The organism is Bacillus haikouensis, assembly GCF_013179555.1.
Lineage (GTDB): Bacteria > Bacillota > Bacilli > Bacillales > Bacillaceae_B > Rossellomorea > Rossellomorea haikouensis_A.
Window position 1 is genome coordinate 1 of sequence record NZ_JABMCR010000085.1, and the last position, 15,557, is coordinate 15,557.

18 protein-coding genes are annotated in these 15,557 nt (G+C 47.3%); all 18 read left to right on the forward strand.

From position 1 onward, the window contains the following. Window positions 1-271 precede the first annotated feature (271 nt). The 18 genes from HP456_RS10185 to hisF all read left to right on the forward strand — a co-directional run bounded on the left by HP456_RS10185 (window position 272) and on the right by hisF (window position 15,551). Window positions 272-586 (forward strand): magnetosome magnetite crystal formation protein family, encoded by a 315-nt coding sequence (locus tag HP456_RS10185; RefSeq protein WP_172250637.1) that lies wholly within the window; start codon window positions 272-274, stop codon window positions 584-586. A gap of 29 nt (window positions 587-615) precedes the next feature. Then, window positions 616-1,737 carry a DUF4097 family beta strand repeat-containing protein gene (locus HP456_RS10190; protein ID WP_172250639.1) on the forward strand — a complete coding sequence of 374 codons (1,122 nt, stop codon included), beginning with the start codon at window positions 616-618 and terminating at the stop codon, window positions 1,735-1,737. Window positions 1,738-1,975: 238 nt separating this feature from the next. After that, the gene (locus HP456_RS10195) at window positions 1,976-2,179 is read left to right on the forward strand and encodes a PspC domain-containing protein (protein ID WP_172250641.1); all 204 of its coding nucleotides are present in this window, start codon (window positions 1,976-1,978) and stop codon (window positions 2,177-2,179) included. Continuing rightward, complete coding sequence (locus HP456_RS10200) at window positions 2,179-2,535, forward strand: phage holin family protein (RefSeq protein ID WP_172250643.1); 357 nt, start codon at window positions 2,179-2,181, stop codon at window positions 2,533-2,535. The genes HP456_RS10195 and HP456_RS10200 overlap by 1 nt, the downstream gene beginning before the upstream one ends. A gap of 94 nt (window positions 2,536-2,629) precedes the next feature. Continuing rightward, a complete protein-coding gene (locus HP456_RS10205; protein WP_172250645.1) occupies window positions 2,630-3,283 on the forward strand; it encodes an alpha/beta hydrolase in 654 nt (217 codons plus the stop codon). A 301-nt stretch (window positions 3,284-3,584) separates the two neighbouring features. Next, window positions 3,585-4,520, forward strand: a complete 936-nt coding sequence (gene hprK, locus HP456_RS10210) for an HPr(Ser) kinase/phosphatase (RefSeq protein ID WP_172250647.1) — start codon at window positions 3,585-3,587, stop codon at window positions 4,518-4,520. 36 nt (window positions 4,521-4,556) lie between these two features. Next, window positions 4,557-5,393, forward strand: a complete 837-nt coding sequence (gene lgt, locus HP456_RS10215) for a prolipoprotein diacylglyceryl transferase (protein WP_172250649.1) — start codon at window positions 4,557-4,559, stop codon at window positions 5,391-5,393. An 89-nt stretch (window positions 5,394-5,482) separates the two neighbouring features. Next, window positions 5,483-6,448, forward strand: a complete 966-nt coding sequence (locus HP456_RS10220) for a nucleoside recognition domain-containing protein (RefSeq protein WP_172250651.1) — start codon at window positions 5,483-5,485, stop codon at window positions 6,446-6,448. Beyond that, on the forward strand, window positions 6,420-7,070 hold the full coding sequence (ppaX, locus tag HP456_RS10225) for a pyrophosphatase PpaX (RefSeq protein ID WP_172250653.1): 651 nt from the start codon (window positions 6,420-6,422) through the stop codon (window positions 7,068-7,070). The genes HP456_RS10220 and ppaX overlap by 29 nt, the downstream gene beginning before the upstream one ends. After that, entirely contained in the window at window positions 7,067-7,606 is a 540-nt protein-coding gene (locus HP456_RS10230) for an acyltransferase (protein ID WP_172250655.1), read from the forward strand. The genes ppaX and HP456_RS10230 overlap by 4 nt, the downstream gene beginning before the upstream one ends. Before the next feature lie 281 nt (window positions 7,607-7,887). Further along, window positions 7,888-9,054: a MalY/PatB family protein gene (locus HP456_RS10235; protein ID WP_172250657.1), complete on the forward strand. Its 1,167-nt coding sequence runs from the start codon at window positions 7,888-7,890 to the stop codon at window positions 9,052-9,054. A 576-nt stretch (window positions 9,055-9,630) separates the two neighbouring features. Further along, window positions 9,631-10,824, forward strand: a complete 1,194-nt coding sequence (locus HP456_RS10240; protein ID WP_172250659.1) for an ATP phosphoribosyltransferase regulatory subunit — start codon at window positions 9,631-9,633, stop codon at window positions 10,822-10,824. Further along, complete coding sequence (hisG, locus tag HP456_RS10245; protein WP_172250661.1) at window positions 10,821-11,447, forward strand: ATP phosphoribosyltransferase; 627 nt, start codon at window positions 10,821-10,823, stop codon at window positions 11,445-11,447. Before HP456_RS10240 ends, hisG begins: the two co-directional genes overlap by 4 nt. A 58-nt stretch (window positions 11,448-11,505) precedes the next feature. Continuing rightward, complete coding sequence (gene hisD / locus HP456_RS10250) at window positions 11,506-12,780, forward strand: histidinol dehydrogenase (RefSeq protein WP_172250663.1); 1,275 nt, start codon at window positions 11,506-11,508, stop codon at window positions 12,778-12,780. A gap of 55 nt (window positions 12,781-12,835) precedes the next feature. After that, complete coding sequence (gene hisB, locus HP456_RS10255) at window positions 12,836-13,423, forward strand: imidazoleglycerol-phosphate dehydratase HisB (RefSeq protein ID WP_172250665.1); 588 nt, start codon at window positions 12,836-12,838, stop codon at window positions 13,421-13,423. A 3-nt stretch (window positions 13,424-13,426) separates the two neighbouring features. After that, window positions 13,427-14,065, forward strand: a complete 639-nt coding sequence (gene hisH / locus HP456_RS10260; RefSeq protein WP_172250667.1) for an imidazole glycerol phosphate synthase subunit HisH — start codon at window positions 13,427-13,429, stop codon at window positions 14,063-14,065. Continuing rightward, a complete protein-coding gene (gene hisA / locus HP456_RS10265; protein ID WP_172250669.1) occupies window positions 14,062-14,799 on the forward strand; it encodes a 1-(5-phosphoribosyl)-5-[(5-phosphoribosylamino)methylideneamino]imidazole-4-carboxamide isomerase in 738 nt (245 codons plus the stop codon). Before hisH ends, hisA begins: the two co-directional genes overlap by 4 nt. After that, entirely contained in the window at window positions 14,793-15,551 is a 759-nt protein-coding gene (hisF, locus tag HP456_RS10270) for an imidazole glycerol phosphate synthase subunit HisF (RefSeq protein WP_172250671.1), read from the forward strand. Before hisA ends, hisF begins: the two co-directional genes overlap by 7 nt. The last annotated feature ends 6 nt before the right edge of the window (window positions 15,552-15,557 follow it).

A 15,557-nucleotide genomic window follows, 5' to 3' on the forward strand; every position in this document is an offset into this window, starting at 1 on the left:
TTCAGAACTTTTGGTGGAGATATGGCAGGAGTTTAAAGACCGGCAGGAATGAATGATATGAAAGCGTGCAGACAATGCGATGTCTGCACGCTTTTTTTATTTCACATCGGCCTCTTTCTGCAAAACACAGCCCCGTACTGACAAAAACTCAGACCTCAGATGGAGTAAAACGAAGAATGTCCTGTGAGAAAATGATTATGGAAGGAATTTTTTTTGAGAATGAAACCTTTTCGCAAACGTATCGTAAATAATAGTAAAGGAGATGATGAAGATGGAGACCAACAAGGTAATATCCGCGCTTTGCTATTTTAGTATATTTTTTGCCGGATTTATCTTTCCGATCATCGTTTATTTCGTATCAGATAACCCGCATGTTAAGAAGGATGCCAAAGCGGCATTGCTTTCTCACATCATACCGATTATCGCGATTCCGTTCCTGTTCGCAGGCATCTTTTTGGATATCGGGATTTTTGCCACCGGCTCCGGACTTCCTGTCTTTTTCTTCTTGATGGTCGGATTATTCATATTGATCAATATCATTATCGTCATTTGGAACGTCTACAAAGGAATCAAAGTACTTCTGTAATGAACAAAATGATAAGGGGATGAAATGTTATGAATGAAGAACGCAAACGAATTCTCGATATGGTGGAAAAGGGAACGCTCACTGCCCAGGAAGCATTGACACTCCTTGAAGCACTCGACAAGAAAACAGAACCTTCAAAGGAAAAAGAAAAGGATTTCCTTGATGAATTCGTATCCATTTTTCAAGAAGAAAAAAAGGGTGACACAAGTAATGGTTATAAATCAGATAAAACGAAGGATAAGCTCCTTGATTTCATGAATACCGCTTTTTCTAAAATAAAGAACTTCGACTTCGATTTCCAGTGGAATCAGTCGGTCGAAGTGTCACACGTTTTCCAGCAGCCTGACACAGCCTTTAAAAAGGTGGATATCGATGTGGCGAACGGGAAGGTGGAACTCATTCCATGGGATGGCGAAGAGGTAAGAGTAGAGTGCCAGGCGAAAGTGTACCGTACGGAAGACCGTGAAGACGCACGTAAGCAGTTCATGGAAAACACCTCTTTTGCCATTGACAAAGAAACGCTCTATTACTCCACCCAGTTGAAATGGATGAAGGTGGATTCTAAGGTATATATACCGAAGCAGCAGTATGAGAATATTTCTGTACGGCTGTTCAACGGCGGTCTGAAAGCTGACCATATCGAAGCCGATTACTTCCGGGCGAAATCAGCCAACGGGAAAATCCAGATCGACCATTTGACCAGCAAGAAAGCAGAAGTTGAAACATCGAACGGTGCCATTACAGTTGTGAACGCAAAAGCTGAAAAAGTTGAAGCCGAATCGATCAACGGGAAGGTTCAGGTGGAAGGGGATATCCACTATACAGATGCTCAATCCCTGAATGGAAACATTGTCTGCGTTCTGACAGGTGCCAAAGCTGACACGCTTCATGCAAAAACGGTAACAGGAAGTGTCGATATTTATGTACCGTCCAGCATCAACATTTCGGGAGAAGCGAAATCCAACTTCGGCGGATTCAAGATGGAGCTTGAAGGTATCGACGTTGTAGAAGAAAAGAATGATGTCGTTCAAAAGCATATCCGCTTCAACCGGAAGACAGACGCCGAAGAAAAGCTTCACCTGTTTGCGGAAACGAAGACGGGATCTGTCCTTATTAAAAAGACGGAAGACAGGAAAGAGGATAACGTATAAAGAATGACTTTCGTTTAAGTAGGGTGCAGGGGGGAATAAATGTACTATACGAACGTTGTCCTTTCGTAAAGATGGCTGACTTACTACATTTATATCCAGGGTGGAAAGAAGCGGTCTGCGTATAGTACCAGTCCCCTTTGCCCAAGCTCCATCTTTTTGCGATTCTTTCCTCATAAAAAAGGACGGGGAGAAGAATGTTAAGAAGGGCAACGCATAAGATGAGAAGGAAGTGTAATGTATGAAAAAACAATTAGCACGCTCGAGGTCCAACCGAAAGTTGGCCGGTGTGATCGGCGGGTTATCCCGATTTACAGGAATTGATTCAACCATTCTGCGAGTGATCTTCATCATTTTATTGATTCCAACGGGATTCTTTCCGCTGGTTGTCGTTTACGGCTTAATGGCCTTAGTGCTGCCGAATGAGGAGGAAGCCATCAAATAATGAGATGGATTGTTGGCATTTTAATTAACGCAGTGATTTTTGTGGCATTGGCAGGTTTCTTTGATGGGTTCAATGTAACCAGTTTCGGAGCGGCTGTCCTGGCAAGCTTCATCTTATCGATCCTGAACGGATTGATCCGTCCGATTCTGATCATCCTTACCCTGCCGGTGACCATCCTGACTCTGGGATTGTTTCTGTTCGTCATCAATGCAGTCACCTTGCTGCTGACGGACGGCCTTATGGGTGAGGCCTTTGAATTATCAGGTTTCGGAATGGCCATTCTTGCATCGATCATTCTGGCTCTTGCCAATCTGATTATCCAAAACACTGTGTTCAAATCGAAACAAGAAAGATAAACTCAAGTCTAATCAGGCTGGGTTTTTTCTTTTTATGAAAAAAAGGATTTTCCTCTCCCCAACTAGAAATAGTTGGAAAAGAGGAGGGTCACTTGTGAAGATCATATTGTCATCTATAACCGGGTATAAAGGATTGAAGGTCCCGTATACGCTGTTAAGCAAAACTGATCAACCAATGGGGCTGGCCATCATGTTCCCGGGAGAAGGCTACACCGTGCAGGGTCCGCTCTTGCATTATCCGACTGGCATGTTTTTACATGAAAAATTCGCCGTACTGCATATTAATTATCAATACAGTTCGGAGATATATAACGACTTAACAGATTCGGAATTCGATGAGGCCTTGATGACTGACTCCAAAAAAGTCATCGATGAAGTGCTGGAAAGCACCACTTACGATTCGTACTGCCTAGCAGCAAAATCGATCGGGACCATCCCTTTGAGCCGCGAACTTTCAAGGGAAGAATTCAAAGAAGCGAAAGTCATCTGGCTGACGCCTCTATTAAAAGAGGATATCGTTTATGGAACGATGAAGGATAGTCAGCAACCAGGGATTTGTTTCATAGGGGACAGTGATCATCATTTCATCGAAGAGAGATTTACAGAACTTTCCTCAAATCCACATCTTAAGCTTCATCTAATTCCCGGAGCGAATCACAGCCTGGAACAGGATTTTCATGTATTGGCATCCATGGATACCCACCAAACCATGATGAAAGCCATTGAGACCTTCATCAAAGAAGCGTAGTCCCCGGACTGCGCTTTTTTTATTTGGAGGAAACTTGTCTCCCGAAACCTCATGTTAAAAAAGGCACGTTCCGGCTGTTGTTAGGAGTGCAAGGCGGAGAGGAAGCGGCCGAGGTGAGACCTCACAGGAACTCAGCGTTACGGGTCATCCACAGCAAGCGAAGTCCTGCACGGAAACCAACAGCGCTGATGCAGGTCAGCCGGCGCTCTTGCGCTTTTGCGCATAATTGCTAAAATAGGAAAGAGTAGAAAAGATTCGAAGGACGAACGAAATGTCTGGAGAATCGAAGGAGGAGCTTGCTTTGGCAAAGGTTCGAACGAAAGATCTAATAGAGAAATTCAAATTGGAACTTGTTGGCGGAGAAGAAGGTTTACATAGACCAATCACTACAAGCGATATATCACGGCCGGGGCTTGAAATGGCTGGCTACTTTAATTATTATCCTGCAGAGCGGATCCAGCTGCTCGGGAAGACAGAGCTTTCATTCCTGGAGCTGCTGGATGAATCTGAACGCAAGCGGCGTATGGAGGCGCTGTGCACGGATATCACACCAGGCATCATCATATCCCGCGACCTGGAGATTCCGGATGAACTTGTGGAAGCGGCAAACCGTACATCCGTCCCGGTGATGCGTTCGTCCATGAAGACAACCCGTTTTTCCTCGAGATTGACCAACTATCTGGAAAGTAAGCTTGCTCCAACAACAGCGGTGCATGGTGTACTCGTCGATATTTATGGGGTCGGGGTGCTCATCACAGGCAAGAGCGGTGTCGGTAAAAGTGAAACGGCCCTTGAACTGGTGAAACGGGGCCATCGCCTTGTTGCGGATGACTGCGTTGAAATCCGCCAGGAAGATACGGATACCCTGATCGGGACATCACCCGACCTGATTGAACATTTACTTGAAATCCGCGGCCTAGGCATCATCAATGTCATGACCCTTTTCGGTGCCGGTGCGGTGCGTAACTATAAACGCATCACCCTCTGCATCAATCTTGAGCTTTGGGATCAGAAGAAACAGTACGATCGCCTTGGCCTGGAGGAAGAAAAAATGAAAATCATTGATACTGATATTACAAAATATACAGTACCTGTTCGTCCCGGACGAAATTTAGCGGTCATCATTGAAGTGGCGGCGATGAACTTCCGACTGAAACGAATGGGTGTGAATGCAGCCGAACAGTTCACGAACCGCCTTTCTGAAGTCATCGAAGACGGTGTGAACGAGGATATCTAATAATAAAAATCAACTTTTCAACAAAGGAGCGAAACCATGAACCAGTCGATCACACCCATCGATCCGATCGCGTTCCAGCTTGGACCTTTGCAGGTACACTGGTACGGCGTCATCATCGGACTAGGAATTGCACTTGGATTATATTTAGCTATATCTGAAAGCAAGCGGTTAGGTCTTCATCCTGATACGTTTGTCGATTTACTTGTCTGGGCGATTCCGATCGCCATCCTGTCTGCGAGGGCATACTATGTCATTTTTGAATGGGATTACTATTCCCAGAATCCCGGAGACATCATCAAAGTATGGAACGGTGGAATCGCGATACATGGAGCCTTGATCGGATCCGTGATCACGGCTCTTGTTTTTGCAAAAATAAAAGGTATTTCTTTCTGGAAGCTGGCTGACATTGCGGCTCCGAGCATCATCTTGGGGCAGGCGATCGGCCGCTGGGGCAACTTCATGAATCAGGAAGCTCATGGCGGTGAAGTCACGCGGGCCTTCCTGGAGAATCTTCATCTGCCCCAATTCATCATTGATCAGATGTACATAAACGGAACCTATTATCACCCGACGTTCCTTTATGAATCACTGTGGAATATCGCCGGCTTCGTTCTTCTTCTTGTTATAAGAAGAAAAGTGAACCTTCGACGCGGGGAATTATTCCTTTCATATGTGATCTGGTACTCGATCGGCCGCTTATTCGTAGAAGGAATGAGAACGGACAGCCTGATGCTGACGGAATATTTACGGATGGCACAGGTCATATCGATTGTCCTGATCGTTGCGTGTGCGGCACTCATCATTTATAGAAGGAAATCAGGCATGGCACGTCATGCCTATCATGATAAAAGCAACGAAGAAGTAAATGTGTAAAAACATTTGATTGAAAAAAATCTGTACTAACCGAACAATTTCTATACAGCCGGTGTTAACAGAAACACAGATAAGGGGGAGAAGAGAGAATGTGGATGTCATCTATTAAAAATGGCGGACTGACAGGATTAAAGACAACTTGGTCCCTCGGGAAAGTGATTTTTCCCATTACATTGATTGTATTTGTACTGCAATACACGCCCGTCCTGCCCTGGGTGATGGAAAAAATATCGCCATTCATGAAGATGATCGGTCTATCGGGTGACGCTGCCATCCCGCTGGTTCTCGGCAATTTCCTGAATTTGTACGCAGGTATAGCCGGAATCCTGTCACTGGATTTGACGGTCAAAGAAGTCTTCATCATTGCGGTGATGCTTTCTTTTTCCCATAATCTGCTGATTGAGTCGACCGTTGCCGCCAAAGTCGGCGTGAAAATCTGGCTGATCGTCACGGTTCGGATCGGATTGGCTCTCATTTCAGCGATTATCATCAACCTCGTATGGAGCGGCGGCTCCGAGATGGCCAAATACGGCATGATGCCCCCTCAGCAGGCAGAACCCAATGGATGGGGTGAAATTCTGTTACTCGGATTGGAAAAAGCCGGTTACGGTGTCCTGCAGCTCGCAATGATTGTCATCCCGTTGATGATCATCATCCAGATCATGAAGGATTTAGGATGGATGGAAGTCTTTTCACGCTGGCTGGCTCCTGCTACACGGGGGCTCGGGATGAATGCAAACACCTCGACAACGATGGTGGCTGGCCTTGTGATCGGTCTTGCATATGGAGCCGGAGTCATGATCCAGGCGGTGAAAGAAGACGGGGTGAGCAAGAAGGACGTCACGATCGCCTTCATCTTCCTCGTCTCCTGCCATGCAGTCGTAGAAGACACGCTGATCTTTATCCCGCTCGGAATCCCGGTCCTGCCGCTTTTACTCATCCGTCTCGTCACAGCGATCGTGTTGACGATGATTGTAGCTTATATTTGGAACCGAACTGATGCAAAAAAAGAAAGGAAGAAACATTATGAGCAAAATTACAACAGTATTATTTGACTTGGACGGAACATTGATCAACACGAATGATCTGATTATCTCTTCCTTCCTTCATACCTTGAATCACTACTATCCGGATCAGTATAAAGAGGTGGACGTGCTTCCCTTCATGGGTCCTCCACTGGAGGAATCCTTCATCGGCTTGAATCCGGAAAAAGCCGAAGAAATGTGCCTTCACTACCGTGCATACAACCACGAACATCACGACGTTCTTGTTACCGAGTTTGAAGGTGTCTATGAAACCGTCGAAACGCTGTACAACCAAGGTTGCAAACTGGCAATCGTATCGACGAAAGTGCGTGATGCGGTATTGAAAGGCTTGGATTTGATGAAGCTCAGACCATTTTTCGACGTGGTGATTACCCTTGATGAAGTAGAGAACGCGAAGCCTCATCCCGAACCAATCGAAAAAGCCCTGAAAGAATTGGGGTCGTCACCACAGGAAGCGATCATGGTCGGAGACAATCACCATGACATTTTAGCAGGGAAAAATGCAGGCGTCCTCTCGGCAGGTGTTGCATGGAGTGCTAAAGGCCGCGACCATCTCGCTCAGTACGAACCGGACTTCATGCTCGAAACGATGCCTGACTTACTTAAGGTGGTCGGAGTACCGACAGCATGAGAAGAACGACACGCTACCCGGTAACAGGAGGCAACTCACTCTGGCATGTGTACAAAACCGTGCCATTCTGGAAAGTCGTCAAAAACTTCATCATCATCCAGGCTGCCCGCTACACCCCGTTTCTCGGCTTGAAAAACTGGCTGTACAAAACGTTCCTGAGAATGAACATCGGTGACCAGACATCCTTTGCCCTCATGGTCATGCTCGACGTCATGTTCCCTGAAAAAATTTCCGTCGGCAAGAATACCGTCATCGGGTACAACACCACGATCCTCGCACACGAGTATTTGATCAAAGAGTACCGTCTTGGCGACGTTGAAATCGGCTCGGAAGTCATGATCGGAGCAAACACGACCATCTTACCCGGCGTCTGTATCGGGGACGGGGCCATCGTCTCTGCCGGCACGCTCGTCCATAAAGACGTCCCCGCCGGCGCATTCGTCGGTGGAAACCCCATGCGTGTCATCTACACCAAAGAGCAACTCGCCCAGCGCTGGCAGGAAGACGAAATCTACGGGTTGAAAACCGAAGATTGAATGGTCGGGCAAAGACGGATTAGAGAAAAGCTGTCTTTGTCTTTTTGTCTGGGTGTTTAAGGGAGATTTTTTTTGAAGGGGAAGACATAAGCTTATTGTTGATTATTGGGTGGAATTCTCCAGGCTCAACTGCGGCGAGGAAGGTTACCGGCCGTCCTTTTGGAAAGCGGAGACTCGTGGAATCAACAGCGGTGTTCAACAAGGATTATAGCCAATTGGCTATTCAACACACCTTCCATCTGTAATAAAGTAAGAACAGAGACAAACTGGGGGCATGGGATATGAATTGGAATGATTGCATCGAAAGAACAAACACACACTCTGTAAAATGGTCGTTTCCTGAAGGAGATGTCATACCTATGTGTATTGCAGACATGGACTTTCAGGTATCGCCAGCCATTGTCAAAGCACTCAACCAAAAAGCGCAGCACGGAATCTATGGATATACGACATTCAGCGAACGATACTTTGAATCGATCGTCTCCTGGTGGAAAAAGCGCTTCGAGATGGATATCGACAAAGAGTGGATCTGCTTCAGCCCCGGAATCATACCGGGAATAAACGTATTACTGTCCGTATTGACTGAACCAGGCGACGGTGTCATCATCCAGGACCCCGTTTATTATCCTTTCTACAGTACGATTGAAAACCATGGCTGTTCCGTCATCCGGAATACACTGCTTTACAAGGACGGGTTCTACTCGATTGATTTTGACGATTTAGAAAAAAAGGCGTGCCAGCCTGATACGAAAATCCTGATTCTCTGCAGTCCGCACAACCCGGTTGGGAGAGTGTGGTCGCATGAGGAACTGAAGAGAATCGGAGAGATCGCCAAGCGCAATAATCTGTGGATTATTTCCGATGAGATGCATGGGGACCTGGTCTATGAAGGGCATACACACATGCCCCTTTATAAAGCGGATGAAAGCTTATTACAGAACAGCATCCTCTGCGCAGCGCCAAGCAAAACCTTCAATATAGCCGGGCTTCAAACTTCTATCCTCCTCATTCCCAACAAGGAACTCAGGGAAAAGTATAATGAAAAGCTGACAGGCTATGGTCTGATGAGACCGAATGTGTTCGGAATTGAAGGGACAATTGCAGCGTATGAGGAGGGTGAACCATGGTTAAACGAACTGCTTATGGTTCTTGAAGAAAATAAGAAGTATGTCCTTACTTATTTAAATCAGCACCTTCCAGAGCTGAAAGCAATCGAACCGCAGGCAACGCATCTGATCTGGATTGACTGCAGTGAGTTGGGAATGTCGGGTGAGGAGCTTTGCACCTTCTTCCTCGAAAAAGCAAGAGTCAAATTTGATGAAGGTTTCAAATTCGGGGAATGCGGACGAACCTTTGTCCGGATGAACATTGCATGTCCGAAAGAACGGATTGATATCGCATTAAGAAGGATGAACCATGCTATATTAGAGCATCGTTTAGTGAAATGACCTTTCCGTATGGATGAACCTCTTAAGTACGTGTAAAAGTTGGATTGAAATAAATTAATTAAGGGAAAAGACAAAGATAGATTGCCAAAATCTGTTTTTGTCTTTTTTTATTTGCGAAGATAAGTCGGGATTAGTGAATTTGGACCAAATGGTTGCTCACTCCGATCATTTTTCTGCAGAAAAAAACGGATATGATTTTAGAATACAACTCTAGTTTTAAAACTTGGTTGGAGCTGGCATCTGTATTGTGCCTCTTCCGGCGGTAATCGTGCTGTTTTTCACGGAAATGTGCGAGTTGCGGGTATGTCGTGCCAAAATGATAAGTAATGGAACCGCTTCCCCGATATTTCTGCCTACTGCCGAATTTTCTCCATCGTTCAAGTCTGCGCATCACCACCCATTCAAAAAATCCTCTCACAACGGTTGACGAATAAAAGAAGAGAAGCTAAACTACTAATAACTTTATTTTATTAGTACATTAGCGAACTAAAGGAATTCGGAAAAATCAACTAATAGTAACATCCCTTGTGATGGGGGATCATAATTCAATATTTATTTATGCCAAAGGTGGTTCTTATGACGAAGCTATTCATGTTCGAGAAGCCATTGGGAATGAGAGATACATTTCCTGATTTATATGAGATAAAAGATCAAACGAAAAGGAAAATGGAAGATGCAATGAAGCGCTGGGGTTATAAATTCATTGAGACTCCCTCACTTGAATACTACGAAACGGTGGGGGACGCTTCAGCAATCCTGGACCAGCAGCTTTTCAAGTTGCTCGATCAGCAGGGGCACACACTTGTATTGAGACCGGATATGACCGCACCGATTGCGAGGATAGCCGCATCGAAACTTTTAAAGGACCGAACACCACTCAGACTTGCCTACTCGGACAGTGTATTCCGTGCACAGCAGCGGGAAGGAGGCCGTCCGGCGGAATTTGAACAGGTGGGAATCGAATGCATCGGGGATGATTCCGTCAGTGCGGATGCCGAGGTGATTGCCCTGATGATTTCCGTCCTAAAAGAAGCGGGACTTGATAACTTTAAAATATCGATCGGTCATATCGGTTTTGTGCATGAGCTCTTCACGCAAATCGTAGGGACCGAAGAACGGGCGAATACTCTAAGAAGATTCCTATACGAGAAAAACTATGTCGGCTATCGTCAGCACGTCAATGAACTGACGCTGTCCTCGATCGATAAACAGCGTTTGTTCAGCTTTCTGACACTGAGAGGGTCAGATAATGTATTCAGTGAAGCGCACTCCCTTTTAGAAGGTGAAAAAGGTCTCCAAGCCCTGGAACAGCTTAAGGAATTATGGAGCATTCTAAAGGACTACGGAGTCGAACAATACATCAAATTCGACCTCAGTCTTGTCAGTCATATGAGCTACTACTCCGGCATCCTGTTTGAAGTATACGGTGAGAACGTCGGATTCGCGATCGGAAATGGAGGACGCTACGACAAGCTGCTTGAGAAGTTCGGCAAAACATCAGGGGCAACCGGTTTCGGAATGCGCCTCGACTACGTACTCGAAGCCATGCAAATCGAATTAACCTCTTCAAGTCAAGAGTGCGTGCTATTCAGTGACGAACGCAGAAAAGAAGCAATCACACTTGCGTCTGAACTCAGAAATGAAGGCAAAGAAATCGTCATGCAGAACTGGAAAGGTGTCGGTGACGTGGATGAATTTACAAAAGGGTTCAGCAATGTACACTTTGTTGTTGGACAGGACAGGAACGGAAATGGTGGTGACAACCGATGAGCAGCTTAACGATTGCGATGCCGAAGGGCAGGATTTTTGAAGAAGCGGTCGAACTGTTAAGAAAAGCGGATTATGATCTGCCTCCGGAATTTGATGAATCAAGGAAACTGATTATCGAGGTGCCTCAAGAGGACCTGCGCTTCATTTTAGCAAAACCGATGGATGTGCCAACCTACGTCGAGCACGGTGTCGCGGACCTGGGGATAGCCGGGAAAGATGTGATGCTTGAAGAGGAACGTAATGTTTACGAGCTGCTTGATTTGAAAATCAGTGACTGCTATCTCGCTGTCGCGGGACTTCCCGGGACAAAAATGAGTAATGTGGCTCCGAAAATCGCGACCAAATACCCGAATGTCGCCTCTACTTATTTCCGTGAGCAAGGGGAACAGGTGGAAATCATCAAGCTCAACGGTTCCATCGAGCTTGCCCCGCTGATCGGACTGGCCGACAGGATCGTGGATATCGTTTCAACTGGAAGAACTTTGAAGGAAAACGGACTCGTCGAATACGAAACGATCGTGGATATCACGTCAAGATTGATCGTCAATCCGGTCAGTTACCGGATGAAGGATGAAAAAATTGAGGACCTGGTTGCCAGGCTGACCCGAATCATCGAAGGGTGAGGGACCTTTTTATGAAAAAAGGCAAAGGGTGTCTATTTTAAAAAGGCTGGTGGAATGAATGAAGATTATAAGAGAGGTCGAAGGAGCGTCGATTAAGCGCTCAGTCGACGGCGGAACCGAAGAGCAGCGCAGAGCCGTTCAACACATCATCTCATCTGTGCGTGAAAAAGGGAACGCGGCGCTGAGAGAATACACGGAGAAATTCGACGGTGTATCAATGGAAGATTTCAAAGTAACAGAGGTTGAAATCGCCGATGCGTTTGCCGCCATGGACACCGACATGGTCAAAGTGATTCAGGAAGCGGCAGATAATATCTCCGCATTTCATGAAAAGCAGAAGCAGTCATCCTGGTTCACCACTCAGCCGGACGGGACGATGCTTGGCCAGAAGCTGACACCTCTTGATTCAGTCGGAGTGTACGTACCAGGCGGGACGGCTGCTTACCCATCTTCTGTATTGATGAATGTGATGCCGGCAAAAGTCGCCGGGGTTAAGAGGATCACGATGGTCTCACCTCCGGGTAAAGACGGGAAACTGTCCGCGGGAGTCCTGGTCGCTGCAAAAATCGCCGGAGTGGAGGACATCTACAAAGTCGGCGGAGCCCAGGCAGTGGCCGCATTGGCATATGGAACCGAAACGATTTCCGCTGTCGATAAAATAACGGGTCCGGGAAACATATACGTCGCACTCGCGAAACGCGAGGTATTCGGTGATGTCGATATCGATATGATTGCCGGACCGAGTGAAATCGTCGTACTGGCGGACGGGGATCAGCATGCAGACGAGATAGCGGCAGACCTGTTATCCCAGGCTGAACACGATCCACTGGCATCCGCGGTTCTCGTTACAACATGTGAAGAACTTGCCGAAAACGTTTCACAGGAAGTGGAACTGCAATTGTCGACTCTCCCCCGTGAGGACATTGCCAGCCGATCGATCGCTGAATTCGGTGCGATCTATGTGGTGGACAGCTTGGAAAAGGGTGTGGAGCTGGTGAATCAGCTGGCGCCGGAGCACCTGGAAATCCTGACGGCGGATCCGTTCGAAACGATGGCGGGAATCCGCCACGCCGGAGCAATTTTCTTAGGCAGGTACAGCTCGGAACCGGTCGGCGATTATTTTGCAGGACCGAACCACGTATTGCCGACAAACGGGACGGCACGATTTTCAAGTCCCTTGAACGTCGACGAATTCATGAAAAAATCTAGCATCATTTCCTACAGCGAAAAAGCCCTGAAGGAAAATGGAGCTAAAATAGCGGCACTGGCGAGGCTCGAAGGACTCGAAGCCCACGCACGTGCAGTCGAAATGCGATTCAAAAAGAGGGACTGACGCATTAGTGAGCTAAATGCCAAACCCCTCGGTACATTAAAGGAGTGAAGCAGCTATGGAGAGAAGTGCGGAGATTGTGAGAAAGACGAATGAAACGGATATTCGTTTGAGTTTTGGAATTGACGGGGAGGGAAATTCGGAGATTGAGACGGGTGTTCCGTTCATGAGTCATATGTTGGATCTGTTCACGAAGCATGGACAGTTTGACTGTAAGATCAATGCGAATGGAGACACGGATGTGGATGACCACCACACAACGGAGGACATCGGGATATGTCTTGGTCAGGCGCTGCTCGACGCACTTGGCGACAAGAAAGGCATCAAGCGCTACGGTTCTGCGATGGTGCCGATGGATGAAGCGCTGGCAACCGTCGCGGTTGATCTCAGCAACCGTCCGCACCTTGAATTCCGAGCGGATCTTCCAAGTGGAAAGGTCGGTACATTCGATACCGAAAACGTCCACGAATTCCTCTGGAAGCTGGCACTGGAAGCAAGGATGAATCTCCATGTCATCGTGCACTACGGCCACAACACGCACCATATCATCGAAGCGATTTTCAAAGCCCTCGGCCGTGCGCTCGATGAAGCGACGACTATCGATCCGCGTGTAAAAGGAATCCCTTCCACAAAGGGGATGTTATAAGCCATGATCGGCATCGCAGATTACGGAATGGGGAATCTGTTCAGCGTCAGTAAAGCGCTCGAACGGCTGAATGTCCCCTACTTCATCAGTGACGACCGTGAAAGGCTGCTGTCAGCTGACGGTTTGATTTTACCTGGAGTCGGTGCCTACAAGGACGCCATGAACCTATTGGAATCTACTCATCTGAAGAATACCATCCTGAGCTTTGCAGGTAGCGGCAAACCGCTTCTCGGCATTTGTCTCGGCATGCAGCTTCTATTTGAAAAAAGTGAAGAGAACGGTCAAACACCAGGTCTCGGGCTGCTTCCGGGCAGCGTCATTCATATCCCGAAACAAGACAGCGAAGGGAACCGGTACAAAGTTCCGCACATGGGCTGGAATCATCTATCATTTCAAAAGCAATCCCGTCTTCTGGATGGATTGTCAGAGGGCTACGTATATTTTGTCCATTCTTATTATGTGTTTGGATCAAAGGATGTTCTGGCAGCAACTGCAGACTATGCGGGCGTTGAAATCCCGGCGGTCGTCAGCAGAGGGAACATATACGGCATGCAGTTCCACCCTGAAAAGAGCGGGCAATTGGGCATGCAGCTACTGGCAAACTTCACAAAACGAGTAAAAGAATCGGAGGCAGTTTCATGAGTTTTACAATCTATCCCGCCATCGATATGCGCGCAGGAAAATGTGTGCGATTGGTACAAGGCGACTACAATCAGGAAACGATCTATGGCGACTCTCCATTTGAAATGGCTAAAAAGTTCGCCGATGAAGGCGCCGAATGGATCCATATGGTTGACCTTGACGGAGCGAAGGAAGGCTCCAGGATCAATGATGAATTTGTCATTGCCGCTGCTGAAAAATTAAGCGCGAAAGTACAGGTCGGAGGAGGAATCCGCTCTTCAGAAGACATCGAGCATTATCTGAACCGTGGTGTCGACCGCGTCATCATTGGCAGCATCGCCGTTTCCAACACAGAATTAGTGAAAGAATGGCTTGCGGCATACGGTGACCGAATCGCGATCGGTCTGGATGCAAAAGATGGCTATGTGGCCACGCACGGCTGGATCGAAACATCTTCCTTGAAGGCGGTCGAACTCGGCAGGGAACTGGCTGAATCCGGAGCAGAAACCTTTATTTTCACTGATATCGCAACAGACGGCATGCTTTCCGGGCCAAATGTTGAAGCGGTTGTGGAACTTGCAAGGGAAACAGGGAAATCAGTGATTGCATCTGGAGGTGTAAGTTCATTGGAAGATCTGGCTTCTCTTAATAAATACCATGAGCAGGGAGTCTCAGGCGCCATTTGCGGAAAGTCTCTCTACACCGGCAAATTTACAGTTGCAGAGGCGTTAAAAAAGGTGGGCGGATCATGCTGACAAAACGGATCATTCCCTGTCTTGATGTAAAAGACGGCCGCGTTGTAAAAGGGATTCAATTCGTTGAGCTGAGAGATGCGGGAGACCCGGTCGAACTTGCAAAAGTGTATGACGGACAGGGCGCGGATGAGCTGGTGTTTTTAGATATATCGGCTTCCCATGAAGGCCGGAAGACGATGGTCGAGGTCGTCCGGCATGTCGCGGCAGAACTCGCCATCCCTTTTACAGTCGGAGGCGGGATCAATGCTGTTGAGGATATGAAAGCCATCCTGAGGGCAGGTGCTGACAAGGTTTCTCTGAATACGGCAGCTGTCCTGCGTCCTGAATTGGTCCGGGAAGGCGCGCAGTATTTCGGCTCTCAGTGTATCGTTGTGGCAATCGATGCAAAGTACGATGAAGAAAGCGGGAGCTGGAAAGTGTACACTCACGGCGGCCGAAAGCTTCGCGACCTCGATGCAGTTCAGTGGGCGAAACAGGTGGAAGCTCTTGGCGCAGGTGAAATCCTGCTTACCTCGATGGACAGTGACGGTGGAAAAAATGGCTTCAATATCGCGTTGACCCGTGCTGTCAGTGAAGCGGTATCGATTCCGGTCATCGCCTCGGGCGGAGCCGGCAACGCACAGCATTTTAAAGAAGTATTTACAGACGGGAAATCGGATGCAGCGCTGGCCGCCTCCATTTTCCATTATAAAGAAACAAGCGTAGAAGAAGTAAAGAGTTATCTGAGAGAGCAGGAGGTGCATGTGAGATGACAAATT

What these genes read in the sequence shown, in the direction of transcription:
- HP456_RS10185 (WP_172250637.1), top strand. Translation starts at nt 272, where the DNA reads ATGGAGACCAACAAGGTAATATCCGCGCTTTGCTATTTTAGTATATTT.
- HP456_RS10190 (WP_172250639.1), top strand. Translation starts at nt 616, where the DNA reads ATGAATGAAGAACGCAAACGAATTCTCGATATGGTGGAAAAGGGAACG.
- HP456_RS10195 (WP_172250641.1), top strand. Translation starts at nt 1,976, where the DNA reads ATGAAAAAACAATTAGCACGCTCGAGGTCCAACCGAAAGTTGGCCGGT.
- HP456_RS10200 (WP_172250643.1), top strand. Translation starts at nt 2,179, where the DNA reads ATGAGATGGATTGTTGGCATTTTAATTAACGCAGTGATTTTTGTGGCA.
- lgt (WP_172250649.1), top strand. Translation starts at nt 4,557, where the DNA reads ATGAACCAGTCGATCACACCCATCGATCCGATCGCGTTCCAGCTTGGA.
- HP456_RS10220 (WP_172250651.1), top strand. Translation starts at nt 5,483, where the DNA reads ATGTGGATGTCATCTATTAAAAATGGCGGACTGACAGGATTAAAGACA.
- ppaX (WP_172250653.1), top strand. Translation starts at nt 6,420, where the DNA reads ATGAGCAAAATTACAACAGTATTATTTGACTTGGACGGAACATTGATC.
- HP456_RS10230 (WP_172250655.1), top strand. Translation starts at nt 7,067, where the DNA reads ATGAGAAGAACGACACGCTACCCGGTAACAGGAGGCAACTCACTCTGG.
- HP456_RS10235 (WP_172250657.1), top strand. Translation starts at nt 7,888, where the DNA reads ATGAATTGGAATGATTGCATCGAAAGAACAAACACACACTCTGTAAAA.
- HP456_RS10240 (WP_172250659.1), top strand. Translation starts at nt 9,631, where the DNA reads ATGACGAAGCTATTCATGTTCGAGAAGCCATTGGGAATGAGAGATACA.
- hisG (WP_172250661.1), top strand. Translation starts at nt 10,821, where the DNA reads ATGAGCAGCTTAACGATTGCGATGCCGAAGGGCAGGATTTTTGAAGAA.
- hisD (WP_172250663.1), top strand. Translation starts at nt 11,506, where the DNA reads ATGAAGATTATAAGAGAGGTCGAAGGAGCGTCGATTAAGCGCTCAGTC.
- hisB (WP_172250665.1), top strand. Translation starts at nt 12,836, where the DNA reads ATGGAGAGAAGTGCGGAGATTGTGAGAAAGACGAATGAAACGGATATT.
- hisH (WP_172250667.1), top strand. Translation starts at nt 13,427, where the DNA reads ATGATCGGCATCGCAGATTACGGAATGGGGAATCTGTTCAGCGTCAGT.
- hisA (WP_172250669.1), top strand. Translation starts at nt 14,062, where the DNA reads ATGAGTTTTACAATCTATCCCGCCATCGATATGCGCGCAGGAAAATGT.
- hisF (WP_172250671.1), top strand. Translation starts at nt 14,793, where the DNA reads ATGCTGACAAAACGGATCATTCCCTGTCTTGATGTAAAAGACGGCCGC.